This window comes from Sphingomonas sp. AC435, from assembly GCF_979253005.1.
The window spans coordinates 146,345-171,158 of the sequence record NZ_CEEDCJ010000005.1 but is presented as its reverse complement, the minus strand read 5'-3'; the positions used below and the strand labels follow the sequence as shown (position 1 = coordinate 171,158).

22 protein-coding genes and 1 tRNA gene are annotated in these 24,814 nt (G+C 65.5%); 10 read left to right on the top strand and 13 right to left on the bottom strand.

Annotated features, from left to right (window positions below; genetic code table 11):
* Positions 1-4: 4 nt before the first annotated feature.
* On the bottom strand, positions 5-715 hold the full coding sequence (gene ygfZ / locus AC0CH8_RS12160; protein ID WP_465240116.1) for a CAF17-like 4Fe-4S cluster assembly/insertion protein YgfZ: 711 nt from the start codon (positions 713-715) through the stop codon (positions 5-7).
* A 56-nt stretch (positions 716-771) separates the two neighbouring features.
* Between ygfZ and AC0CH8_RS12155 the strand changes: the two genes are divergently transcribed.
* Entirely contained in the window at positions 772-2,124 is a 1,353-nt protein-coding gene (locus tag AC0CH8_RS12155) for a dihydroorotase (protein WP_465240115.1), read from the top strand.
* A gap of 961 nt (positions 2,125-3,085) precedes the next feature.
* On the opposite strand, the gene AC0CH8_RS12150 is transcribed toward AC0CH8_RS12155, so the two are convergent.
* On the bottom strand, positions 3,086-3,814 hold the full coding sequence (locus AC0CH8_RS12150) for a ParA family protein (RefSeq protein ID WP_465240114.1): 729 nt from the start codon (positions 3,812-3,814) through the stop codon (positions 3,086-3,088).
* A 74-nt stretch (positions 3,815-3,888) separates the two neighbouring features.
* On the bottom strand, positions 3,889-4,638 hold the full coding sequence (locus AC0CH8_RS12145; protein WP_465240113.1) for a DUF1134 domain-containing protein: 750 nt from the start codon (positions 4,636-4,638) through the stop codon (positions 3,889-3,891).
* A gap of 136 nt (positions 4,639-4,774) precedes the next feature.
* Here AC0CH8_RS12145 and AC0CH8_RS12140 point away from each other — a divergent pair.
* A tRNA-Ser gene (locus tag AC0CH8_RS12140) sits at positions 4,775-4,864 on the top strand.
* 105 nt (positions 4,865-4,969) lie between these two features.
* On the opposite strand, the gene AC0CH8_RS12135 is transcribed toward AC0CH8_RS12140, so the two are convergent.
* A complete protein-coding gene (locus tag AC0CH8_RS12135) occupies positions 4,970-5,626 on the bottom strand; it encodes a PIN domain-containing protein (protein ID WP_465240112.1) in 657 nt (218 codons plus the stop codon).
* A gap of 542 nt (positions 5,627-6,168) precedes the next feature.
* On the opposite strand from AC0CH8_RS12135, the gene AC0CH8_RS12130 reads away from it, so the two are divergent.
* The 8 genes from AC0CH8_RS12130 to AC0CH8_RS12095 all read left to right on the top strand — a co-directional run bounded on the left by AC0CH8_RS12130 (position 6,169) and on the right by AC0CH8_RS12095 (position 15,351).
* Positions 6,169-7,041: a TorF family putative porin gene (locus AC0CH8_RS12130; RefSeq protein WP_465240111.1), complete on the top strand. Its 873-nt coding sequence runs from the start codon at positions 6,169-6,171 to the stop codon at positions 7,039-7,041.
* Positions 7,042-7,147: 106 nt separating this feature from the next.
* Positions 7,148-7,237, top strand: a complete 90-nt coding sequence (gene kdpF, locus AC0CH8_RS12125) for a K(+)-transporting ATPase subunit F (protein WP_022685962.1) — start codon at positions 7,148-7,150, stop codon at positions 7,235-7,237.
* A gap of 14 nt (positions 7,238-7,251) precedes the next feature.
* Positions 7,252-8,955, top strand: coding sequence for a potassium-transporting ATPase subunit KdpA (gene kdpA, locus AC0CH8_RS12120; protein WP_465240110.1), 1,704 nt, complete (start codon positions 7,252-7,254; stop codon positions 8,953-8,955).
* Positions 8,956-8,968: 13 nt separating this feature from the next.
* The gene (gene kdpB, locus AC0CH8_RS12115; protein ID WP_465240109.1) at positions 8,969-11,005 is read left to right on the top strand and encodes a potassium-transporting ATPase subunit KdpB; all 2,037 of its coding nucleotides are present in this window, start codon (positions 8,969-8,971) and stop codon (positions 11,003-11,005) included.
* Positions 11,006-11,016: 11 nt separating this feature from the next.
* Positions 11,017-11,586: a potassium-transporting ATPase subunit KdpC gene (kdpC, locus tag AC0CH8_RS12110; RefSeq protein ID WP_465240108.1), complete on the top strand. Its 570-nt coding sequence runs from the start codon at positions 11,017-11,019 to the stop codon at positions 11,584-11,586.
* Positions 11,586-14,255, top strand: coding sequence for a DUF4118 domain-containing protein (locus AC0CH8_RS12105; protein WP_465240107.1), 2,670 nt, complete (start codon positions 11,586-11,588; stop codon positions 14,253-14,255). The genes kdpC and AC0CH8_RS12105 overlap by 1 nt, the downstream gene beginning before the upstream one ends.
* A complete protein-coding gene (locus AC0CH8_RS12100) occupies positions 14,255-14,938 on the top strand; it encodes a response regulator transcription factor (RefSeq protein ID WP_465240106.1) in 684 nt (227 codons plus the stop codon). The genes AC0CH8_RS12105 and AC0CH8_RS12100 overlap by 1 nt, the downstream gene beginning before the upstream one ends.
* Positions 14,939-15,054: 116 nt before the next feature.
* The gene (locus AC0CH8_RS12095; protein WP_465240105.1) at positions 15,055-15,351 is read left to right on the top strand and encodes a hypothetical protein; all 297 of its coding nucleotides are present in this window, start codon (positions 15,055-15,057) and stop codon (positions 15,349-15,351) included.
* Between the two features lie 463 nt (positions 15,352-15,814).
* Here the strand turns inward: AC0CH8_RS12095 and virB11 are convergent, their stop codons facing one another.
* The 9 genes from virB11 to AC0CH8_RS12050 form a co-directional block, all read right to left on the bottom strand.
* Positions 15,815-16,801 (bottom strand): P-type DNA transfer ATPase VirB11, encoded by a 987-nt coding sequence (virB11, locus tag AC0CH8_RS12090; protein WP_465240104.1) that lies wholly within the window; start codon positions 16,799-16,801, stop codon positions 15,815-15,817.
* Positions 16,798-17,802, bottom strand: a complete 1,005-nt coding sequence (locus AC0CH8_RS12085; RefSeq protein WP_465240103.1) for a TrbI/VirB10 family protein — start codon at positions 17,800-17,802, stop codon at positions 16,798-16,800. Before AC0CH8_RS12085 ends, virB11 begins: the two co-directional genes overlap by 4 nt.
* Positions 17,803-17,924: 122 nt before the next feature.
* Positions 17,925-18,617, bottom strand: coding sequence for a TrbG/VirB9 family P-type conjugative transfer protein (locus AC0CH8_RS12080; RefSeq protein WP_465240102.1), 693 nt, complete (start codon positions 18,615-18,617; stop codon positions 17,925-17,927).
* A 193-nt stretch (positions 18,618-18,810) separates the two neighbouring features.
* Positions 18,811-19,539, bottom strand: a complete 729-nt coding sequence (locus tag AC0CH8_RS12075) for a VirB8 family type IV secretion system protein (protein WP_465240101.1) — start codon at positions 19,537-19,539, stop codon at positions 18,811-18,813.
* The gene (locus AC0CH8_RS12070) at positions 19,536-20,795 is read right to left on the bottom strand and encodes a type IV secretion system protein (RefSeq protein WP_465240100.1); all 1,260 of its coding nucleotides are present in this window, start codon (positions 20,793-20,795) and stop codon (positions 19,536-19,538) included. The genes AC0CH8_RS12075 and AC0CH8_RS12070 overlap by 4 nt, the downstream gene beginning before the upstream one ends.
* Entirely contained in the window at positions 20,792-23,185 is a 2,394-nt protein-coding gene (locus AC0CH8_RS12065; RefSeq protein ID WP_465240099.1) for a VirB4 family type IV secretion/conjugal transfer ATPase, read from the bottom strand. The genes AC0CH8_RS12070 and AC0CH8_RS12065 overlap by 4 nt, the downstream gene beginning before the upstream one ends.
* Complete coding sequence (locus tag AC0CH8_RS12060; protein WP_465240167.1) at positions 23,158-23,391, bottom strand: VirB3 family type IV secretion system protein; 234 nt, start codon at positions 23,389-23,391, stop codon at positions 23,158-23,160. Before AC0CH8_RS12060 ends, AC0CH8_RS12065 begins: the two co-directional genes overlap by 28 nt.
* A gap of 52 nt (positions 23,392-23,443) precedes the next feature.
* On the bottom strand, positions 23,444-23,755 hold the full coding sequence (locus AC0CH8_RS12055; RefSeq protein WP_465240166.1) for a TrbC/VirB2 family protein: 312 nt from the start codon (positions 23,753-23,755) through the stop codon (positions 23,444-23,446).
* A gap of 107 nt (positions 23,756-23,862) precedes the next feature.
* Complete coding sequence (locus AC0CH8_RS12050) at positions 23,863-24,447, bottom strand: TrbC/VirB2 family protein (protein ID WP_465240098.1); 585 nt, start codon at positions 24,445-24,447, stop codon at positions 23,863-23,865.
* Positions 24,448-24,814: the final 367 nt, after the last annotated feature.

Here is a 24,814-nt window from a genome sequence, read left to right as displayed (position 1 = left end):
CGAGTTAAGCATCGTCGCCGGGGCTGATCCGGGACGCAACAGCGTCCACCCGCCGATGCTCCACCATCACCCCCGTCGCCGGATACGCTATCCGCGTCCGGTCGCCGGCCTCGCCGAGGGGCACCACGACCAGATGCCGGTTGACCTTGCCGCGGTGGTGCATGCGGGCCGTGTTTTCCTGGCCGACGTAGCAGCCCTTCGTGAAGCTGACGCCGTTGCACTCGCGGGCGTTGCATTCCAACCATAGCGTATCGCCATTGCCGAGTTCGGCGACGCCTTCGGTCACGCCGAGCGACAGGCGGTGGGCCAACCATCCCTGCGCCGGCTCGCCCGGCTCGCCGAGCCAGCGGCCGCCCAGCGCGGCCACTCGGGGGTCGGGGACGCCGAGGCTGCCGTCCGGGGACCAGTGCACCGCCAGCGGGGAGCGTTCGATCGTGATCGCGCGGCGGAGGCGGTACATCGTCAGGCGCTTCGACAGAGCATCGGCTTGCGCCGCTTCGCAATCGATCAGGACCGTATCCTCGCCGCCGTCCCATAGGATGAAGTCGAACAGCGCCTTGCCCTGCGGGGTCAGCAGCCCCGCCCAGATCGGTCGGTCGGGCGCCAGCGCGGCGACATCGTTGGTGACGAGTCCCTGCAGGAAACCGCGTACGTCGTCGCCGGCGATGCGCAGCACGGCGCGATCCTCCAGCATCCCCGGGGTGGTGTCTGTCATGGCGCCAAGGTAGGGAGCCGCAACCGCAAGCGAAACACCCGAAGGAGCCCCGCGCGATGGCGACGATCGACCTGAAGCTGTCCGGTGGCACCGTCCATCTGCCCGGTGGCCCCGCCAGGGTGGATGTCGGCGTGACGAACGGCCGCATCGTGGCGATCGGCAGCATCGGCGATGCGGGGCGCACGATCGACTGCACCGGGCTGGACGTGCTGCCGGGCGTCATCGACACGCAGGTGCATTTTCGCGAGCCCGGCCTGACGCACAAGGAAGACCTGGCGAGCGGCAGCCGCGCCGCGGTGCTGGGCGGCGTCACGGCGGTGTTCGAGATGCCCAATACGAAACCCAATACCGACAGCGCGGCGGCGATCGCCGACAAGCTGGCGCGGGCGGCGGGAGCGCCCGGATCGGGTTCGACCGGCGGCGCGATGTGGTGCGATCATGCCTTTTACGTCGGCGCGACCAACGCCAATGCGGCCGAACTCGCGGAGCTGGAGCGGCTGCCGGGTACGGCGGGCGTCAAGATCTTCATGGGCGCATCGACCGGCGATCTGCTGGTGTCCGAGGATTCGTCGCTGGCCGATGTGCTGGCATCCGGCCACCGCCGCGTCGCGATCCATGCCGAGGACGAGGCGCGGATGCAGGCGCGCCTGGAACAGCGGGTCGCGGGCGATGCGTCGTCGCACCCGGTCTGGCGCGACGACGAGAGCGCGCTGCTGGCGACGCGGCGCATCCTGGCATTGGCGCGGGCGGCGCGGCGGCGCATCCACGTGCTGCACGTGACGACGCCCGCCGAGCTGGAATTGCTCGGCCAGAACAAGGACATCGCCACGTGCGAGGTGACGCCGCAGCACCTGACGCTGGCGGGGGAAGAGGCGTATCCGCGGCTCGGCACGCTGGCGCAGATGAACCCGCCGATCCGGTCGGGCGCCCACCGCGACGGGCTATGGAGCTGGCTGAACCAGGGCGTGCCCGATGTGATCGGGTCCGATCACGCGCCGCACACGCTGGAGGAGAAGGCGAACGCATATCCCAATTCGCCGAGCGGCATGCCGGGCGTACAGACGCTGCTGCCGCTGCTGCTGGATCATGTCGCGGCGGGGCGGATGACGCTGCAACGGCTGATCGAGCTGACCAGTGCGGGTGCGCAGCGGGTGTTCGGCATCACCGGCAAGGGCCGCATCGTGGTCGGATACGACGCCGACTTCACCGTCGTCGACTTAAAGAAGCAGTGGACGGTGGAGCAGCCTTGGCTGGCGTCGAAGGCGGGCTGGTCGCCGTTCACGGGCATGACGCTGACGGGGAAGCCAGTCGGCACGATCGTCCGCGGCGAGACGGTGATGTGGGAGGACGAGCTGGGCGCGGCCCCCGCCGGCAAGCCGATCCGGTTCGACGCGGTCGAATTCGGCTGAACCGGCTCGCAGTGCCGCGCGATAGGGGGTGTGAGCCGCGTCGGCCGATGATCGATGGGATGCGCGCCGGCCCGAGTGCCGTCGCGGGAAAAGCCTAATGTTTTCAGGCCGGGCTTTTGGAAGGTTAGGCTAAGGTTAGTCCAACGACGCATGTCCGCGGTCGCCTCGGCTCGTCGAGGAAGTGGTGTCGGACAGTTGAAAGAGCGGCCGGGCGGGCGACCGCCTGACAAGCTCTGACGCCTACGCTCGATCTCATCTGTAGGACAGGGCGCGGGGCAGTTTGTTGGACGTGGCTGGTGCGTGGGTTTCGCGATCGGTGGGACGACGCGCGTGGTCAGCGGCGGCTTCCATCCTGTGCCCGAGATCGGTGTGCGGGTTCGCCGACAAGCGAGGTGGGAAGCAGCGTGGCTGCGGTCAGCCCCGATACCGTTTGGAGGTTGCGCTCTCAGTACCGCTACCGCGTAAGGCAAACCGGGTTGGCGTTTACATTGAACGGGTTGGGGTAAGGCATGGACCGCACCGCCTTGCGAGGCATGGCGGCCCGGCGATCCCTGCGGCGTTGCGAGATCGCTCCGGTCGAGCGGAGGTTCTGTTTGCCGATCGCTGTCCGTTGCCAGCGACGTGGGACGCCTCGGTGGTGTCGGCGCGGCGGTCAGGCCGGATCGTTTTCTCGGCTGGCGTGGGATGATCGGCGTAGTCGCGGCGTAACTCTCACGTGTTCGGTAATTTTTTTTCCAGACCTGTACTGGTCGGGTGCGCCCGCGTAGGCGGCGCCTCGATTCTCGGCCTCCTCTGGGCTCCTGCTTTCGCGGGAGCACGGGGGATGCTGGGCAGGCCGCCCCGTTTTCAGTGGACAGCGCCGCTGGACGCTGGACTCCCGATCAAGCCGGGGTTGCTCAGTCCTGGAGCGACGGGGAGGGCGGCAAGACCCACGCCGGACCTGAACGTTGACCTCGGCCGCTCAGCCGGCCAGCCGTCGCTCGATCGCGGTCCATAGTTCCGCCACCGCGCGTGCGGGTGGGCTGGACGGAGCGAACGCGCCGAGCGGCTGGCGGCGCGTGGCCATCGCCTCCACCACGCTTGCCATTGGGATCACCGGCCAGTCGGGATCGGCGGCGAGTGCGGCGTTGTGGACGCTGCGGCGGCGGTCGGCCATGCCGAACACCGGCAGCATCGCGGGCCGTCGGCCGCCGCCGCGATCGAGGTGGAGCACCATCTCGTCGAACGCGCGGCGCGAAAGGGGGGAGGGGATGACCGGCGCGATGATGAGCGCGGCGGCGCGAACGACCTGCTCTGCCGTTTCCGTCAGCCCCGGCGGGCAATCGAGGATGACGCGATCGTACCGACCCGCGAGCGTTTCGAGCAACCGGTTCAAGCGCTTGCGCTTGCCCAGCCCGTGCAGCAGCAGATCGAGTCCACGTAATGACGTATCCGCGGGCAGCAGGTCGAGCCGATCGACGGAGGTGCCGACGATCAGCGCGTCCGCCGACACGTCCCGCGCGAACACCGCCCGCGCCTGCCCCTCCAGCGCGCGGTCATGACCCAGCAGGAAGGTCGAGGCACCCTGGGGATCGAGATCCCACAACAGGGTGCGCCGCGCCGACAGCGTCGCCGCGCACCACGCCAGATTCACCGACAGCGTCGTCTTTCCGACGCCGCCCTTGGGACTGTAGACCGCGATCGCCTGCATGGCGGCAGCCTAGCCGCGCGCCGGTGTCTCCGCCAGCGCTCGCAGCGGTCGGACTGACCAGCACCCGGACGGGATCAGAACGGCAGCCAGCGGCTCTTGTGCGTGAAGTTCATATACCCGACGTTGACGCCCGCGCGCCAGCCGACGCCCAGCCGGATCGGGATCAGCACCACGTTGCCACGCCGCAGATACGTCGCCGCGAAGCCGCCGACGAGGTACAAACGTCCCTCCGCGCCCGGGAAGCGGTGGAACAGCTCTTCCGTGTCGTACAGATTGTAGACAAGCACGAACACCTTGTTGGCATCGCCGCCGACGTCGAAGCCGACCGAGGGGCCGGTCCAGTAGACCGGTTGCTGCCCCTCCACCTTGTGCGTCATGACGCCCGATCCGTAGCGCACGCCGACGACGAACGCGCCCGAGGCTTCCCGCCCGGCGATATAGGCGTTGGGGCGACCCTGCTCCTTCAGCACCTTTTCGAGGATGCCGGCGAGACCCTCCGCGCCCTTGCCGAACACACCCTCCCCGGCGGCGAGCAGGTCATCGCGCTCGTACGTGTCGGCGGCGCGCGTCGTCGCCTCCTTGCGGGCCTCGGAAGCGGTGATGGGAGCCTCGGCCGGGGCGGTGGATTGCGGCGCGGTCCGCACCGGCGGAGGCGCCGGCTGGGCCGGTCGGACTGGTACGGACGGCGACGCCGCGGGCGCGCCCGGCGCAAGATCGCTGTCGATCGCGCTGTTCGGGTCGATCGTGCGCACCTGCGCCGCGACGGGCGATGCCGCCAGCGACAGGCTCGCCGCCGCCGCCATGATGATCCAACCGCCCCGCATAACCCGAACCCCTGTCTTGATCGCAGCACGTTAACCAACCCGCGGCTTGCCACGCAATGAACGAGTCGCCGAACCGATGCGTCAAACGGTTGATCGCCGCCGCGACGCTGGCTATAGCCGCCCCACTGCCGCATCCGGAGACGTGGGTGAGTGGCTGAAACCAACGCTTTGCTAAAGCGTCGTACGGGAAACCGTACCGAGGGTTCGAATCCCTCCGTCTCCGCCAGGGCTGGGCACCTCTGGAAAATGCAAGCAACTCAAGGTACTTAGCCGGTGCGTTCAGCGCCTGATGTACCCCAAACAGGTACCCCAGTTTTCTCCGGGGTTATCTTCAGGTGTCGAGAAAATCCCACTCCGAACCTGAGACCCAGCGCAGCGCACTCAGCTTGCCCCATTCAAAATCGTCCCATGGTCCCAAATTCTCAAGGCCGACCTTGTTTTCCGTTCGCTCGGCGGCGGCAAGCGCCATTGCCCACACGGTGTCGAGGCGCTCGTCCTGCCGATAGGGAGCGGTGGATAGTTGATCCTTCGTGACCAGTTTCACCTCGCCGGTCTCGATCTGGTGGCGGAGGTACCGATGGCGGTTGGACCAAACTTGCCGGAAGAGGAGGTGTTCGACCTCGATGATCTCCCGCAGGCGTCGTGGCTCCTTCTGGCATTCGAACTGCCATTGAGCTTCCTCCAGCCACTCCGGGGCGATCTCGTTCAAAACCTCGCCCAGGGCCGGCGAGTAGGTCGACTGAGGGTCGCCGAAGAGGTCGGCAAAGTCAGGGTGCGGCTGCCGTTCATTGACGCCCATGCTCGAGAAGTCGTGCTTGTTGTGGGTCACGAACGCGAGTTGACCTCGCCCCGCGCACGATTTCACAATCTCGGCATATTGCTCAATCAGGAGCGCGTCGCCCATGCTATTCTTTGCCTTGTGGAAGGGCGCTCGCCGCTCCAGGGTCCGCCTGCCTGCACGCATAATCACGTCGTCCGTGGTGCTCATCGTTCGACGAGAGATACTCGATGACCATGGCTGACATCATTGCCGGGTAGATCCTGCCGATCTGAACAAGAAAATACGGCCACCTGTAACCAGATGAACGAGCGGCCACTTTCAGGTAGAGGCCACCGCGCGCTGAATGTCGCGTTCTTGGGTCACCTTTTGCACTGTGACTACGTTGACGTTGGAGGTATCCCCTAAACAACGCTCTTAGTTCGACCTTTTCATTGACCCTATTAAACGGCCGAACATGTGCCGTTCGGCATCCTGATTGTACAAGTATGGAGGACCGGTTCGAAGGGAACGTTGCGTCTTTCGCTTCACGTAAGGTCAACGCAGGTGATATACAGCAAGGCGGTCATAAAAGACCTGATACTCTAAACGAACTAAACTGAAGGCACCGATAGAGGTAAAAACGTCAGCTATATGCCAGCTATATGCGTTTTCCCGGAATCGATCTCGAATTGCTACGCCGCATAGGCCTAATCGCATGCCCCTAAGGCTCCGCGCTCACTCAGCGGCAGCCGGTTCCGCTGGGGGCAAGAATGAAGCTTACACTACCGCTCATCGCCATTGTGCTAATTGGGGTTCCTGCTGTCGCACAGGCGCAATCGACGCCTGAGGACAAGGTGGCGGGTGACACGGCACCACCACCTGCGATCACCGTCAGCGGATCGGCGTCAATCGCTTCGGATTATCGCTTCCGCGGTGTCTCGCAGTCTGATCGCGAAATCGCAGTGCAGGGTGGCATCACCATCGCGCACAACAGCGGTTTCTACATCGGCACATGGGCATCCAACCTTGCCGGTTGGGGTACCTTCGGTGGCGCCAACATGGAGCTCGACCTGATCGGCGGCTACAAGGCAAAGCTTGCCGAGAACGCGACGCTGGACGTTGGCCTGACCTGGTACATGTATCCAGGCGGCTCGGATATGACCGATTTCGGCGAGCCATACATCAAACTCACTGGCACGGCTGGCCGCGCGACCCTCACAGCGGGCGTGGCCTACGCGCCCAAGCAGCAGGCGATCGGTAAATGGTACAACACCGGCGCCGATGCAGCCGCGGGCGTCTATAACGATCCAGGCGACAAGGACGACAACCTTTACCTGTGGGGTGACGGGGCGTTCGCCGTCACCGGTACGCCGTTCACCGCCAAGGCACACGTCGGTCACAGCTGGGGCCAGGACGGGTTGGGTCCCAATGCCACCGCAGTCGCACCGACAGGCGAGTATTGGGACTGGTCGCTGGGTGCGGATGCGACGTGGAAGAACCTGACGTTCAACGTCTCGTACATCGACACCGACATCTCCGCCCGAGAGGCGACTTACCTGCGCCCGAGCTTCAGCAAGGGGCAGGACGGCACCGGCAATATCGCCGGCAGCACGTTCGTCGTGTCGCTGACCGCCGCTTTCTGAAGAGGAACAGCTGATGGACGACCTGCTTTGGATCCTCGTCATGCTCGGGCTGGTGGCAGCAACGCTTGCCTATGCACGCCTGTGCGACAACGCCTGAGGTGATGCGATGACCCTCGACCTGTGGCTAGCGGCGCTGACCGCGCTTGGCCTTCTCATCTACCTCGTGGCGGTGCTGATCCGCCCCGAACGCTTCTGAAGGGAGCGGACATCATGACATTCCAGGGCTGGATCCTGATCCTTGGCTTCGTCGCCATCCTGCTCGCGCTGACCAAACCGATCGGCACGTGGCTCTTCGCGCTGTACGAAGGTCGCCGCACGCCGCTGCACACCGTCCTCGGCCCGGTCGAGACGGGCTTTTATAAGCTGGCCGGCATCGACCCCAATCAGCAATATGGCTGGCGGCGCTACGCCGTTCACATGCTCCTGTTCAACGCCACGCTGATGGCGTTTACCTATGCGGTGCTGCGGTTGCAGGGCGTGCTGCCGGGTAATCCGCAAGGGCTGGCGGGGCTGTCGCCGCACCTCGCGTTCAATACCGCGATCAGCTTCACCACCAACACCAACTGGCAGAGCTACGGCGGGGAGTCGACGATGTCGAACCTGTCCCAGATGCTGGGCCTGACGATCCACAACTTCTTGTCGGCGGCGACCGGCATCGCACTGGCGTTCGCGCTGTTCCGCGGCTTTGCGCGGCGCGAGGCGAAGGCGATCGGTAATTTCTGGGCGGATGCGACGCGCGTCACGCTGTACCTGCTGCTGCCGATTAGCATCGTCTATGCGACGTTCCTGATCGCGAGCGGCGTGCCGCAGACGCTGTCCGGCGTGGTGGATGTGCAGACGCTGGAAGGTGCGAGACAGTCGCTGCTGCTCGGCCCCGTCGCCAGCCAGGAAGCGATCAAGATGCTCGGCACCAATGGTGGCGGCTTCTTCAACGCCAACAGCGCGCACCCGTTCGAGAACCCGACCGCACTGACCAATCTGGTGCAGATGCTGTCGATCTTCCTGATCGGTTTCGGCCTGACGTGGACGTTCGGCAAGGCGGTCGGCAACACGCGGCAGGGTTGGGCGATCCTGTCGGCGATGGTGATCCTGTTCCTCGCCGGCGTCACCGTGACGTACTGGCAGGAGGCCGCAGGCAACCCCGTACTGCACAATCTGGGCGTCGCAGGCGGTAACATGGAGGGCAAGGAGGTCCGCTTGGGGATCGCTGCATCCGCATTGTTCTCGGTCGTCACTACCGCTGCGTCGTGCGGTGCCGTTAACAGCATGCACGACAGCTTCACCGCACTTGGTGGCATGATCCCGCTGTTCAACATCCAGTTGGGCGAGGTCGTGATCGGCGGCGTCGGCGCGGGCATCTACGGCTTCCTGCTGTTCGCCATCCTCGCGGTGTTCGTCGCCGGGCTGATGGTCGGCCGCACGCCTGAATATGTCGGCAAGAAAATCGAGGCACGCGAGGTGAAGCTTGCGGTGCTCGCCATCGCCGTGCTGCCGCTGATGATCCTGGGACTGACGGCGCTGTCGTCGGTGCTGCAACAGGGACTGGCAGGGCCGCTCAACAAGGGGCCGCACGGGTTCAGCGAGATCCTGTACGCCTTCACCAGCGCGGTAGGGAACAACGGCTCCGCCTTTGCCGGGCTGACCGCGAACACGCCCTATTACAACGGGCTGCTCGGGCTGGCGATGTGGGTCGGGCGGTTCTTCATTATCGTGCCGATGCTGGCGATCGCGGGCAGCCTTGCCGCCAAGAGGTACACGCCGGAAAGCGCCGGGTCGTTCCCGACCACCGGCGGGCTGTGGGTCGGGCTGCTGGTCGGCATCGTGCTGATCCTGGGTGGTCTCACCTTCCTGCCGAGCCTCGCGCTTGGTCCTATCGCCGATCATCTCGCGATGATCAGCGGCAAACTGTCCTGAAGGGGCGCCTGACATGGCAACAACCCAATCGAAAAGCCTGTTCACCGCCGACCTCGTCGTGCCGGCGATCAAGGCGTCGTTCGCCAAGCTCAACCCGGCGGAGCTGATCCGCAACCCGGTGATGTTCGTCACCGCGGTCGTCGCCGCGCTGATGACCGTGCTGCTCGTCATCGGCCATGACGACCTCACCACCGGCTTCAAGCTGCAACTCGTCGTCTGGCTGTGGCTGACCGTCCTCTTTGGCACGTTTGCCGAAGCGTTGGCCGAGGGGCGCGGCAAGGCGCAGGCGGCATCGCTGCGCGCCACCAAGGCGGAGCTGACCGCCAAGCGCCTGAAGGGCGACGGCCGCGCGCATGAGAATGTACCCGCCAGCGCGTTGAAGGTTGGCGACATCGTGCTGGTCGAAACCAACGATCTGATCCCGTCGGACGGCGAAGTCGTATCCGGCGTCGCCTCGGTCAACGAGGCGGCGATCACCGGCGAAAGCGCACCGGTGATCCGCGAAGCGGGCGGCGATCGGTCGGCGGTGACCGCCGGCACGCGGGTCATCTCGGACGAAATTCGTGTCAAGGTGACGGTGATGCCCGGTCAGGGTTTCCTCGACCGCATGATCGCCCTCGTGGAAGGCGCGGAGCGGCAGAAGACACCGAACGAGATCGCGCTGACGCTGCTGCTCGTCGGGCTGACGATCATCTTCCTGATCGCGGTCGCGACCATTCCGGGTTTCACCGCTTATGCCGGCGGCTCGATCCCAGTCGCCATCCTCGCGGCGCTGCTCATCACGCTGATCCCGACGACGATCGCGGCGCTGCTGTCGGCGATCGGCATCGCGGGCATGGACCGGCTGGTGCGCTTCAACGTCCTCGCCAAGTCCGGTCGCGCGGTCGAGGCGGCGGGCGACATTGACGTCCTGTTGCTCGACAAGACCGGCACGATCACGATCGGTGACCGGCAGGCCAGTGAGTTCCGCAGCGTTGGTGGCGCGACCGATGCCGAGATGGCGGAGGCGGCGCTAATCGCCAGCCTCGCTGACGAGACGCCCGAAGGCCGCTCGATCGTCGTTCTCGCCCGCGACAAGTTCGGCGTTCACACGAGCGAGCTGCCGGCGGGTGCCGAGGTCATCCCGTTCACCGCGCAGACCCGTATCTCCGGTGTGCAGACGCCCGACATGCTGGTGCAGAAGGGCGCGGTGGACTCGATTCTCAAGGCCAATCCCGGCGTTGAGGAAACTGCTGCCGCGACCGAGCTTCGCCGCATCACCGACGAGATTTCGCGTGCTGGTGGCACCCCGCTGGCGGTTGCCAAGAACGGTCGCGTGTTGGGGGCGATCTTCCTCAAGGACGTGGTGAAGGCCGGCATTCGCGAACGCTTCGGCGAACTGCGGCAGATGGGCATTCGCACGGTGATGATCACCGGCGACAACCCGCTGACCGCAGCCGCGATCGCGGCAGAGGCAGGGGTCGACGATTTCCTCGCGCAGGCCAGCCCCGAGGACAAACTCGCGCTGATCCGCAAGGAGCAGCAGGGCGGTAAGCTGGTCGCGATGTGCGGCGACGGCACCAACGACGCACCTGCGTTGGCGCAGGCGGACGTCGGCGTGGCGATGAACACCGGCACCCAGGCAGCGCGCGAAGCGGGCAACATGGTTGACCTCGACAGCGACCCTACCAAGCTGATCGAGGTCGTTGGCCTCGGCAAGCAGCTTCTGATGACCCGCGGTGCGCTCACCACCTTCTCGGTCGCCAACGACGTAGCGAAGTATTTCGCGATCATCCCGGCGATGTTCGTCGCACTCTATCCCGGGCTCGGCGTGCTCAACGTCATGGCGCTCGGCAGTCCGCAGAGCGCGATCCTGTCGGCGATCATCTTCAACGCGATCATCATCCCAATGCTGGTGCCGCTGGCGCTCAAGGGCGTGACCTACAAGCCGATGGGGGCGGGGCCGCTGCTGGCGCGCAACCTCGCCATCTACGGCCTCGGAGGCCTCGTTGCGCCCTTCATCGGCATCAAGCTCATCGACCTTGTCGTCGGTGGCTTCGGCCTCGCATAAGGACAACCATCATGGGCAAAGACTTCACTTCCGCCCTGCGGCCCGCGATCGTCATGACGATCCTCTTCGCAGCCCTTCTTGGGATCCTGTATCCCCTGGCAATGACCGGCATCGGGCAGATGTTATTCCCCTCGCAGGCGAACGGCAGCCTCGTGAGCGCAAACGGCAAGGTGATCGGCTCGACCGTGGTCGGCCAGGCCTTCACCTCGGACAGCTACTTCCAGACCCGGCCGTCGGCTGCCGGCAAGGGCTATGACGGCCTCGCCTCGTCGGGATCGAACCTCGGCCCGGCGTCCCAGACGCTGGTCGATCGGATCAAGCCCGACATCGCCAGGCGGCGGGCGGAAGGCGTCACGGGCGCGCTTCCGGCCGACCTCGTCACCGCCAGCGGCTCGGGTCTCGACCCTGATCTTTCGCCAGCCGCCGCCTTGGCTCAGGCACCCCGCATCGCGCATGTCAGAGCGATGCCGGTGGATGCGGTGCGTGGGATCGTCGCCCGATCGACCGAAAACTCCATCCTCGGAGAGCCGCACGTGAACGTGCTTGGCCTGAACCGCGCTTTGGACGCCGCCGCGCGCTGATGCCGGTCAGTGGCGACGGCAGACCGGATCCCGACGCCCTCCTGCGTGCAGCCGCGCAGGAGGGGAGGGGACGGCTGAAGATATTCCTCGGAGCAGCGCCCGGCGTTGGTAAAACCTTCGAAATGCTGTCGGAAGGCGCTGGACGACGCCGTGATGGAACCGATGTCGTCGTCGGCGTGGTCGAAACGCATGGCCGGGCCGAAACCGAAGCGCTGACCCGCGGCCACGAGATCATCCCGAGGCTCAACGTCGCCTATGAGGGCCGCACGCTGGGGGAGATGGACCTCGACGCCGTCCTGGCGCGCGGTCCACGTCTCGTACTGGTCGACGAGCTGGCGCACACCAATGCGCCCGGCAGCCGTCATCCCAAACGCTACCAGGATGTCGAGGAACTGCTGGCGGCAGGGATCGACGTCTATTCGACGCTCAACATCCAGCACGTCGAAAGCCTCAACGACATCGTCGCGAGTTTCACCCGCGTCCGGGTACGTGAGACGGTGCCGGACAGCATCCTCGAAATGGCGGAGATCGAGGTCGTCGACATCCCGCCCGACGAGCTCATCGAGCGATTGAAGGCCGGCAAGGTCTACCTGCCGCATGAGGCGACGCGCGCGCTCAGCCACTTCTTCTCGAAATCCAATCTGTCGGCATTGCGCGAGCTGGCGCTGCGGCGAGCCGCGCAGGCGGTCGATGCCCAGATGCTGGAGCATGTCCGGGCGCTCGGCGTCGGTGGCACCTGGGCGGGTTCGGACCGCATCGTCGTCGCGATCAACGAACTGCCTGGCGCCGACGGCCTGGTGCGCGCGGCCAAGCGGGTAGCGGATGGCCTGCGGGGACCTTGGACAGCGCTCTTCATCGAGACGCCGCGGACCGCTCATTTCAGCGACGCGCAGCACCAGCGGGTTGCCGCGGTGATGACCTTGGCGACGCAGCTCGGTGCTGCGGTTGCGACCGTACCTGCGACCTCCGTAGTGGACGGCATTCGCGGTTTTCTGACTGATGCCCGCGCTACGCAGCTCGTGGTAGGCAAGTCCCGTCGGTCGCGCTGGTTCGAGTTCCTGCACGACTCGGTTGTCGATCGCCTGATCCGCGAGACGCCGGGCGTCACCGTGCACGTCCTGCCGATGGAGGAGGGACCGGGTTCATCACCAGTACGGCGTCAGCGAGGCAACTGGGGCCAGCCTGCCGGTTATCTCGTCACGCTGCTGCTCGTCGGAATCGTTACCGCACTTGCCAGTGCGCTGTTCCATATCCTCGACCTGGGTAACGTCGCCCTGCTCTACCTGTTGCCCGTCATGGCTGCCGCAAGTCTGTTCGGCCTTCGCACCGGACTGTTCGCAGGCATTGCATCCAGCCTGGCCTATAACTTCTTCTTCCTGCCGCCGGTCGGGACGCTGAGCGTCAGCAACCCTGAGAATGTCGTTTCAATTTTTGTGCTGCTCGGCGTGGCGATCGCCACCAGCCAGCTGACCTCGCGCGTTCGTGCTCAGGCCGATATGGCTGCCGCCAGCGCGCGGACGAACGCCACATTGGCTGGCTTCTTGCGGCAGCTGAGCGCGATCAACGACGCATCGGTCGCGGCCCGCATGATCTGCGAAGACCTGGCGCGTCTGTTCGACGTCCAGACGGTTCTGCTCACCTCCTCGGGAGGCACCAGTCTCACCGTCCAGGCCGCCAGCGCTTCTGGTTACCGGCTCGACACGATGGACATGGCAGCGGCCAACTGGGCTTTCGACAACGGCACGTCGGCAGGCAAGGGATCGGGCACGCTTGCTGCCTCGGAGTGGCTGTTCCAGCCTCTCAAGGCAGGGGGCAAGGCGCTGGCGGTGATCGGGGTGGCGAAGGAGAATAGCGGCGATCCGATCCGTGCCGATCAGTTGCCGCTGCTGACCAGCTTGATCGATCAGGCAGCGCTGGTACTCGAACGCCTCCGGCTCGAGACAGAGATGCGCGACGTCGATGCCGTACGGACCCGTGATCGCCTGCGCGCTGCCCTGCTATCGTCGGTCAGCCATGATCTGCGCACCCCGCTAACCGCGGTGATTGCCGCGGCGGATCAACTCGATCACGGAGCGACGCCGGAGCTCATCGGCACCATCAAGAGCGAGTCCGCGCGGCTTAATCGCTTCGTCGCCAATCTGCTCGACATGGCGAGGGTGGAGGCGGGAGCGTTGAAGCTCAACGTCGAGGCCACCGATCTCAGCGATGCCGTCGCCGGCGCCGCGCACGATACCCGGCGGGCGCTGCAAGGCCATGATGTACGCCTCCAGGTATCGCCGTCGCTGCCGCTCGTCCGCGTAGACGCGCAACTCCTGCACCATTGCCTGCTTAACCTCCTCGACAATGCCGGGCGCTACGGCGATCCTGGAACCGACATCATCGTCGAGGGCGTCCACCGATACGGCCAGATACGGCTGACCATCCTCGATCATGGACCAGGTTTACCCCCCGGGCGAGAGGCGGAGGTGTTCGAGACCTTCCGCCGCCTCGAGGGCTCTGATCGTGCGATTGGCGGCACGGGCCTTGGCCTTGCGATCGTCAAGGCGTTTGCCGAGGCGATGGGGATGAGCGTCGAAGCTGGCAACCGTGACGACGGAGAAGGTGCCGCCTTCACACTCGTATTTCCAGCAGACCTGATCGTCCGCAACACTTCCGAGAGCCACATCTGATGCCTGCAAAGATCCTCGTCGTGGATGACGAAGCCTCGATCCGCCGCTTGCTTCGCAACACGCTCGAGCGGGCCGGCTATGCTGTTGTGGAAGCTGCCGACGGACGCGATGCCCTTATTCGCGCCGGAGCTGAGTACCCCAGCGCGATCCTCCTCGATCTTGGCCTGCCGGATAGGGACGGGCTGGGCCTTATCCCGCTCCTCCTGCAGAACAGCGACACCATTATCCTTGTCGTCTCTGCTCGCGACGCAACCGACGAGAAGGTCGCCGCGCTTGATCTTGGCGCCCACGATTTTGTATCCAAGCCTTTCGATACGGATGAGTTGCTCGCTCGATTGCGTGTCGCCCTTCGCCACCGCGGGGTGTCGGAGACAGCGCCAAAGATCGTTCGCAAAGGTGACGTTACGATCGATCTTGATCGTCGCCTCGTCTGCCGCGGAACAGTGGAACTACACCTCACCCGCAAGGAGCACGACGTTCTCGCAGTATTGGCGCGTCATGCCGGCCGCGTCGTGACGCACGACCGCATCCTTGCGGTTGCCTGGGCAGGGGAGGACCCCCGCGTCGAGTATCTGCGGATCGTCGTGCGCAATCTCCGGCAAAAGCTGGAAGCGCCGGGCGCGGTCGGCAGCATCATTGCCAACGAACTTGGTGTTGGGTACCGATTGCGCGCCGATCAATAGCGGCTGCGGTTGTTCGAAAAGCGCAACGCTACGCCAGCGCTATGCAGTTTCGTGGAGTCGATCTCGAAATGCTACGTCCGGACCGATAGCTGGATGGCCACCTTGAGAGTTGTGGCATGGCATTGTGGCATCGATCGTGGAAGGCTGACATCGGCCTTCGTATTTCTGGACTGATCCTGTGCGGTTTGGCGTATCTGGCGCTCACCTGTTTGATCGCGATGCAGGTTGCGCCTCATACGGCGGGAGCGCTTGCCTACGCGCTGGCGACAGTGGGTTTCTTTTCCGCCAGCGCAGGAACCGCTCTGGCGATGCTCGGCAAACATCTGTTCGACGAGGTTCAGGTCAGCACGCGGTGGAGGCGAAGCTATAAGGCTCGCCCGCAGGACTATTTGTCTGATTTCTGTGAGCGTTGATGATGGCCGAGCACGAAACCATCGTTGCGGCCGGGATGTCGGCGGCGGGGGGTGGACGGTGCGGGAGAGTAGCGGCCTGTTGCTCGGGCGCTTCCCGCAGCCAATCGCTTTGCCTTCGACGAGCAACACAGCCGGCTCGACAGCTCCGTCGCCCTATCAGATGGCGTTCCGACCCTGCGGATAAGCGGCCATCCTCAAAGCCCGACATGCTTCTGGCGGAGAGCGGTTCGCGTAAGACTGACAGCACCCTCTCTATCCGGGCGACCCCGTCCGCGACGATATGCCTACATGAACAAACGGCCGAAGTTGGGAAGGCCCAAGGAGCCCGCGAGTGTCTGCTTGTGGGTCAGCGTGCTTGCGGCGTCGACGTATAGTCGAACGCACGAACCTTCGCCGGAAAACGGCAGCTATCTGACGGCTGATGTCAGAAGTGGCCATTCCGCTCTCGCCCAATAGCTGACGATCATGTCTCTCTAGAATTCCGACGCCAGGCAACCTGCGCTACGCGTCGGACACCCTGCCGCCGTTCGAGCTGAACGACGACATTCACGACCTGATCGATGTACGATAACAAATCGCTTCGGTGCAGCTGCGCGCCCGATTGCAGCACGAGCAGCACGATCTGCTCGATGGCACCTTCTGGAGTGTCGGCGTGAATGGTCGTCAGTGAACCCGGATGGCCTGTGTTGATCGCCCGCAGAAAGGTGAAGGCTTCGGAACCTCGCAGCTCGCCGAGGATGATCCGGTCGGGCCGTAGTCGTAGCGACGCGATGAGAAGGTCGTCCATGGACACGTTGGCCTCGCCGAGGCTGCCACGCGCGGCGACCAGCCCGATCGCATTCTCGTGCCGCAGCACGAGTTCGGGCGTATCCTCGATCAGAATGAGCCGCTCTGCGGCATCGATTTCTCGCAGCAGGGCGTTCAGGAACGTGGTCTTGCCGGTCGAGGTGCCGCCCGAGACGATGATGGTCTTGCGTGCCCGAACCGCAGCCTGGAGGAAAGCGCCCCAGTCGCGCGCTTCGTATAGCCGCGCGAGTTCCTCCTCCGCTGGATTGGCGGCATCGGCTCCGGCGGTCTGGGAAAAGGCTCCACTCTGCGCATAGTCGGCCAGCGACAAGTCGGATGAGACATGCTTGCGAATGGCGATCGCCATGCCTTCGCGTGTTGCCGGAGGGGCAACGATCTGGACACGGGCACCATCGGGGAGACGAGCGGCGAGGAGAGGGTGCTCGCGACTGATGCCCTGATGCGTCAGGCTCGCGATCTGCCGCGCCAGCCGCCAGAGCTGTGCTTCGGTGATGTCAGGTGCCGCGTGTCGTTCCAGCCTTCCACGCAGCGTCTCGACCCAGAGTTCGCCCGCGCGATTGACGTAGAGATCGGTGACATCCGGGCGGGCCAGTTGTTCGAGGAATGGAGCCAGATAGACGTCGAGATAGGCCGACGCGCTCATGGCGCGGACGATTGACCGGCCGTGAGGCCGGAGAAGTCGAGATCCCGGGCGACGAACACGTTGAGCGCCGCGCCCTGCTTGACGGTGATCTTGGGCCGGTAGTCGTTCGGTATCAGACCCTGGCCGATGGTCGAGATTGGTCCTGACGGAATACCGACGACCACCGATCCCGCTCGCGGCCGCGCGGCGAGGTTCACGCCCACCGTCAACGCAGACTGTAAAACAGCGCCGGCGAACCGCTCGAGGAAAAAGCTGTTCACCCGACCGGGAACGCCGCTGCCGCCGAGCTGGTCTGCGGCGGGCGAGCCGAGCCGGATGGTTACGCCGTCCGGGCGGATGACCCTGGTCCAGGTGACGAACACGCGGTTCTGCCCGGAGCGGACTTCCGACTGGTACTCGCCGACGAAGCGCGATCCCCGCGGGATCAGGATGCGGCGTCCATCGAAGGCGAGCGTATCGCGCGACGCGATCGCCCGCACCAGGCCGGGGCGGGCTGTATCGATCGGTGTTTCCAGTGCGATCGGGATCTGCGTTCCGATCGGCACAATGTCCGTGCGGCTGGTCATGGTGGTGGCTTTGGCGGACGCGTCATCGAAGCCGCCCTGAGCGTTACGCCCGGTATCGCCTCCGGCAGCCGTCGTCGGCTGCCTGCCCCCGCCAGTGCCGGTCGGCTCCGCTCCGAGATCGAACACCACAGCGCTGCGAGGCTTCCTGTCCTGCGCGGGCTCGGTCGAAGCGGGCGGAGGTGCTGGCACGAAGGATACGGGCGGCGTCGGCACAATGACCGGCGCTGGCGTGTAGGAAACGGGCGGCGGAAGGTTGCGTACCAGCGGGACGACGGGAGCCGGCGATGTCACGATGACGGCGGCCGGTGCCGAACGCGGAAGGAGGGCAGGGACCTGCAAGGGCGGCGGGGGCGTGAAGCCATCGGCTTGCGCGGTCGGCCGAGACGCGGACACCCGGCGCTGGCGCTGACCGTTAAGGATCACGAACAGGACCAATGCGAGGGCGATAGCGCCCAGCGCGATGACGGCTCCGGGTATGCCCTGCCGCGGCAAACGCACTGCGGGGCGGGGATCATGGCTGCTCGGCACCGGCACCGGAGGTGTAGATTCACCGCGGCTCACGGCTGGGTCTTCAGGAGCATACGCGTGGCGGTGGCGCGTACCTTGCCGAGACGGAACACGTAGCGGCGGGCGATGCTCTCGATGATGTAATCGCCATCGGCCATGCGGCCGTTGACGAGAGCCTCGCGACCCCGGTCGTCGATCGCGAAGATCGCCGGCAGCGAGGCTTTCAGATCCCAGGTGATGGTGGTTCGCTTGCCATCGTCGCTCATCGCGATCGGATACAGGGTCCTGTTCCCCTTCAGGCGGTAGTCGGATTCGCGGCGCACCTGCTGCGGGCCACCGGGCTGGCCGGCAGGATAGGAGAAGCGCATGACGAAAGCGCCGCTCCCGCCCCCACCGTCGGTGCCGATCACGAAGACATAGCGGCGCTGATCGGTGACGATCATCATGTTGGTCGCCGTGGCGGAGGCGAGCGGCTTGACGATCACGCGGTTGCCCGAGCGATTCGGCGTCACCTCCCAGCCAGCATCGTTGCCGACGACGATCGTCTCCACCCGCTCATCGCCGGCAAGTTCGACGATCGCAGCGTACCCGCCACCCACCCGAAGATCGAAGACACGGCCGCTGTCATAGACCAGCGTCTGGATGCGCGGATCTGCCGGCATGGCAAACTGCTGCAGCATCGGCATGGACGGCATCGCGGCCTGCAACGCCGCGGTGACCAGTGCGAGAGCGCCGGGCATCATGGCCGCTGGCCGATCGCGGGCATTGCTGCAGGACCCGGGCCCGGTTGGAGCGGCGACCCCATCGGGATCCGATTGGCCGGAACTTCACGCCGTTCCACAAACGGTCCGCCGACGCCGCCCGGGACGGTTTGCGGAGAGTCCCGCCGAGTGACACGCGCGGGGACCGGCGTGGTCGGATTTGCCCGGGTTTCGATCACGGGGAACGACGCCGGGGTGACTGCAAGAGCCGCTCTGGCGGGTACCGTGATCTCCGCGCAGGCGGCGCTTCCGCATCGCGGCGGTAGCCGGTGACCTGAAAGCCAAGCGGGTTCACCAGCCGGTCGCCGAATGCGATCGGCGCGTCCGAGTAGCGGAAGCGCACGACCGAAATCCAGGGGCGGGAAGCCTCCGCCTGACCGTTACGATCGACACGCTGGGTGTCGAAGCGCACGAGGCTGACGCCGGACTGCAATCGCGAAACGCTCTTCACCCTGACCGAGATGAGGGCGCCGCCAGGCAGCGACTGGATCGGGCTTGCCGGATTGGTGGCGGCGATCCCTGTGAGGTACGACGTCCGGGCGCGGCCTGCGGACCAGAGCGCCACCCGGCGATAGTCGACCTGCAGTGTCGCCCGGTCGAAGCCTTCGCGCGCTGCCACATATTGCGCGAGATACGCATCGGTGAGCGCCGCATCGGCGGAAACCCGCTGCGGCGTATTGGGATCGAGTGCCTGCACGAACCCGGTCTGGCGATCGACAAGAAGCGTGATCGGCTGCACGGTCTTCAGCGGCGTCAGCATGGCAAGCGCCACCGCCTCAAAGGCCGCGGCACCCACCGCGATGCCGGCGATCGTCCACGCAATCTGTTTCGAGCGCGATGTCCTCGCGCGGGCATCCTCCGCCCAGCTCCGCGCGTCCCGGAAGTACGTCTCGCGTTCGGTCATGCCGCTCCATCCCGCCGCACGGCGCTACGTGTCTTGCGTGTCATCGATCGTCGTCCGGCAGGGCCTAACGCGGCGGGCCGCACTGACGGATCAATTCCGCCGTTCGACTGGAGCGGCTGGCGCCGGCTACCGCCCGGAGCGGGGTCGGTCCCACTTCCGCCCAAAGCAAGCTGTTCGCGCCTCATCGTGCCCGCAAGCGCATTGGCGACCCCTTGCGCGCGTAGCGGCGCGCCCGGCCCCCCGGCGGGGCGGGACACGGCGTCGCTCGGTCCGGCCGTGATCGATCCCAGGCGCTCCGTGACGCTGTCGTGCGAATGCTCGGCAGGCGAGCTTTCGCGACGTTTCAACGAAAAGCTGAACGCTCCAGCCGTCCGCACAGCCGCCCAGACCGCCGCGAACATCACCAGCGTGAAGGCGAGCACGATGGTGGTGATTGCCTGGGGATCGATGACGGACACCCCCCGCTCGACCGATTGCAGATGGGCAAGCTCGCTTTCGACAAGCAGCAGATCGAGCGCGGTGACGATCGTCGCACCCAGCAGCGCCAGCGCAGCGCCGGCCAGCGCCCGCACCCAGCCGATGAAGAAGCCCAGCGTTGCATCGAAGAGGAGCGCCATGACCGCTAGGGGGCCGATCGCGAGCAGGAAGCCTGCGGCGAGACGAAGCCCGCCGGCGATGCCCAGCGTCGACACGACGAACCACGACGCAGTCTGGGGCAGGGCCGCCTGACCAAGTGGTCCGAAGTTCGGCACCTGCTGCGGCGGAGAAGCGTCAGGACCTGCCGCTTGCGGCGCTCCCGGTTGTGGTGTCGGCGTCGCCTGCGGCAACAGACCCTGACCGACGCTCGAGCCCAGCCGGATCGTGTCATAGGCCTGCTGCACCCGCCCATCGAGCCCCTCGGCCGACAGGCCGCTGGCGGGCAGCAGCACCGCGGCGAGCTCGCCCGGTGCGTCGACAGCGACACGGTAGATGAGCACCTGGAACGCGGGCCAGCCGGTCGCGAGAGTGAGCACCATGCCGAGCCGGATCGCCCAGCCGACGCCGTCGCGCATGGTGGGGATCGAGCCCAGCAGGAAGCGGTAACCGATCAGCGCCACGAAGATCGTGACGATGCCCGCCAGCATGCCGGCGACCATCGGCCCACCCGCGAGCGTCTGATATCCGTTTTCGCCCAAAGCCTGCGCCTGACAGGTCAGGAAGCCGGAGAGACGCAGGGCTACACCGGCGTCGGCGTCCGGCAGCGTGCAGGCGATCATGCGACCTCCGCCAGCAGCCGCGGCATCCAGAGCGCAGGGTCATCGCCGGTTTCGGCACGGATGGCGTCGAGCGCGCGCACCGAACGCTCGCGGCCGGACAGGATCGTCAGCAGGTCGCGGTCGCCCGACAGGTCGAGGCGCGCGACCACACTGTCCTGACCGTGCTTGATCAGGAAGGCGCGCGCAGTGTCGGGCATGGTGCGGACCAGATCATATTCGTGGCTCGTCAGCCCGAACCCCGTCATGTAGTCGCGCGCCTGTGCCTTGGGGTTGGGCATGAAGATCTGGGTCGCTGCCTGTTCCACGATCGCGGACGCGATCCGGCTGGAGAGCGCATCCTCGGCGCTCTGGGTCGCGAAGCCGACGATGCCGTTGCGCTTGCGGATAGTCTTTTCCCAGTCGCGGATGCGGGCGGTGAACACCTCGTCGTCGAGGGCCTTCCAGCCCTCATCGACCACGATGATCGAAGGCGTGCCGTCGAGGCGCTCCTCGACGCGGTGGAAGAGGTACATCATCGCCGGCGTCCGCACGGTGGGATCATCGAGGATGCGGGTCATGTCGAAGCCGACGACCCGCTCGGCCATGTCGGTGCGATCCTCGGCATTGTCGAACAGCCAGGCGCGCTCGCCGCTGCCCCACCACGGCGCGAGACGCGAGGCGAGATCGCCGCTTTTCGGTCGCGCCTGACCCCGCAAAAGCTGGGCGAAATGCGCCAGCCGGCGATAGGCGGGCGGCGCTTCCATGTTGGCATCGACCGCCTCCACGATCCGGACCATATCCTCGCTGTCGAGCGGTCGAACGGGGTCGGCCACGAGCCGCGCGAGCCAGTCGACGAGGAAGCGGCGGTTTTCGGCCGTGTCGTCGAGGAGCAGCGGGTTGAGGCCTGAGGGCTCGCCCGGCCGCAGCACGTCGTAGCGACCGCCCACGGCTCGGAGGAACAGCTCGGCGCCGCGATCCTTGTCGAAGAAGACGATGCGCGGATCGTACTTGCGCGCCTGGGCGAGCAGGAAGTTCAGCACGACGGTCTTGCCGGTCCCTGAGGGACCGATGACGGTGAAGTTGCCGAGATCGCCGTGATGAAAATTGAAGTGGTAAGGCCCTGCCGCGGTGGTCTCCAGCACCGTCACCGCCGGACCCCAGTGATTGCCCTCCGCCTTGCCGACTGGAAAATTGTGCAGGCTGGCGAGACTGGCGAAGTTGCGGCTGGCCACGAGCCCCCGACGCGGCACGTAGCTGAAGTTGCCCGGGAACTGTGCCCAGAAGGCAGGCTCCAGCGCCATCTCCTCGCGCACGGCAACGAGGCCGAGGTCTGTCAGCGTGGCCTGTACCTCGGCGACACCATCGTCGACGTCGGCCAGCGTATCGGCTCGCACCGCGATGGTCAGGTGATGCTCGCCGAACGCCGCACGCCCGGCGGCTAGGTCGTCACGTGCAACGCCGAGCTCGCCGCGCAGGCTCAGCGCCTCGTCATCGGCCGCGCGCATGCGGCGCAGCGCCAGATTGACCCGGCCGAGTGCCGCCTGCCGGTCGACGAAGCCAAAGCTCTGCGTAACCGTCAGCTCGAAGGGCAGGCGCAGCAGTTCGTCGAGCATCCCCGGACCGGTCTGTCCGGGATAATCCTTGATCGAGAGGATAGCCTGAAAGCTGCGCGCGCGCTCGCCGGTGGGGCCAAGCTCCACCGTGTCGGCACCGAAGCTGACCCGGCGGGCCGGCAGATACTGGCCGATATCGCCTTCGGGCAGCCTGACGGGGCGAAGTTCGCCGTTATACAGGCCGGAGAGATACTCGAGGACCTCGGAACATGGTCCGCCTTTGCCGTCGTAGCTGCCAAGCAGCCTTGCGCCGTATGCGCCAAGCGCCGCAAGCAGCGCATCACGGGCGGCGTTGAGCGCGCGGAGCTCTGTGCTTTCCTCGGCGGCACTGGTGCCCCGTTCACGACCGAGCCAGCGGCCGATGCGATCGGCAACACCCCCGCGACCTTGCAGCGGCCGACGCAGGATGCAGAGGAACAGGTCGTTGGTGAACAGCCGCTTCGATGCCAGGCGCTCACGCCAGGCCGCATCGACGCTGGCGCTGAACGGATCGGGGTAGGGCGCTTCTAGCTGCGGCTCGACCCGCCGACGAACGACGTGGTGGTAGAGCGCGAAGCGTGACGATCCGATCGTCTGGAGCATCGCGTCGCGCAGGCCCTTGCGGTAATTGATCTCGGCGGTGTCGGCTGTCTCGAACAGCAGGCCGTCCAGCATCAGCACCTGCATGAGCCGCCCGTCGCGCAGCATCACGGTATGATCGTCGATCTGCGCCAGATAGGGCAGGTGATCGCCGGCAGGCTTCTCCCTTGCCCAATCCTGCGCGGCGTTGCTCACGGACGATAGGCGTTGCAGCGCCACAGACGGTGGTTCGGGACGCGCGGGCAGCGCCGCACCCTGACGAGCCAAAGATCGAAGATGCGCGGCTCGCGCAGGCAGGCGACGACCCCGACGGCATGGACCAGCACCGCTGCAAGCAGGACCCAGACCGACCTGAACACGAGAAACAGCTCGGTGGTGAGGATCGCATTGCCGATCGCGAAGCCATAGGTCACGCCGAGCAGCATCTGCGGGCGGGTCAGCCCGACGAACAGCACGTCGCGGTCGAGGCTTTCCGGATCAGTAGCCAACGCTGGACGCCGACTGGATGCCACCGACGATGCTGGCTGCCCCGAACAGGATGAAACACCCCAGAATGACCGTGGCACCGTAGCGCCAGTTCATACGGCCCGCCAGCATGAGCAGGCCGACTGAGGCGACCGCAATGACCGCCACGACGGTGGCCACGGTGCCAAGCAGCGTGCCCTGCAGCCAGTTGACGGCGCCCACGATAGGTCCCGAGCCTGCGGGGTCCGAGAAGCTGTCCTGCGCACCTGCTGCCGACGCCCATACCAGCGTTGCAAAGCTGGCAAAGACTGACCAACTTTTCAGTACAGGCTTTTCACCGCGCACAACTGCCACAGCCTCGTCGCGATCGAGGCCCTTTAATTCTGCTTCTGCGAAAGTTGGGCGTTTCGCGATAAGCATGCCAGTGACCTTTATTCAGGGAGGAGATCGCGCGCGCCATCCTGTGCCCGCGCCGGGACGGAAGCACCCGCATAGGGATCGTAAGGCACCGGTTGAACGGCAGGAGCGGTGTAGTCTGGCGACAATCCCGTGACGGTAATCGCAGCGCCTTCAGCACCGCGACCGAGCGCCGCCAGCAGTCCTGCTGCGATCGCTGGCGAAGAAAACAGGATAAAACAGCCGGTGAGTACAGCGCTCCCGCGACGCGCCGGCAGACGCCCTTGCAGCATCACGATCGCCAGCCCTGCGACAGCCACAATCGCGATGGCGGTCGCAATTCCCCCTGTCATTAGCTCTGACAACCAGCGAATTGCATCGACGCTAGCGCCCGGCTCCGCTGATCTGCCGTTCAGAGTCTGCGCTCCGGCATCGGAGACAGCCATCACGGCGGCCGGGGCCATTAACACACCAGATCGGCGAGGCGCTCTATTCCTGCCGTTGCAAAATGAACGCCTGTACCGACGCCACGCCCCACCATCCGGGTCAACTTGTAACAACGCGACGTTGATTTTGCTGACAAGACTGTCGAAAACATCGATTAACATATCGCCAACCATCAAAAAAATGAGGGCATGGTCCCATCATCTACTATGTATCGGGTCGATCAAATAGAGAAATGCGAGAAACTTCGCATATTACTGTTTTGGCGGGATAATATCTAAATGCGCCCTCTCTTGCCTTGAGGCGGCGCAGACAAGTCTCCCGATAAACGAGTTTTGCCAGGCACTCCGCCTGTTGCGTCAAATTTACAACGTCTCCCGCATCCTGTCACGAAGATGTGCAAGATCCAACCCGACCTGTGGCGGTGTACGGCTACCGGCAAAATTGTAGAGTCGGGGCAGTACCTTATGGGTAGAGCACGGCCTCGAGGAATTCAGATAAATAATTCCATTACTTAAGCTGCTAGTCACAGCAAAATAGCGG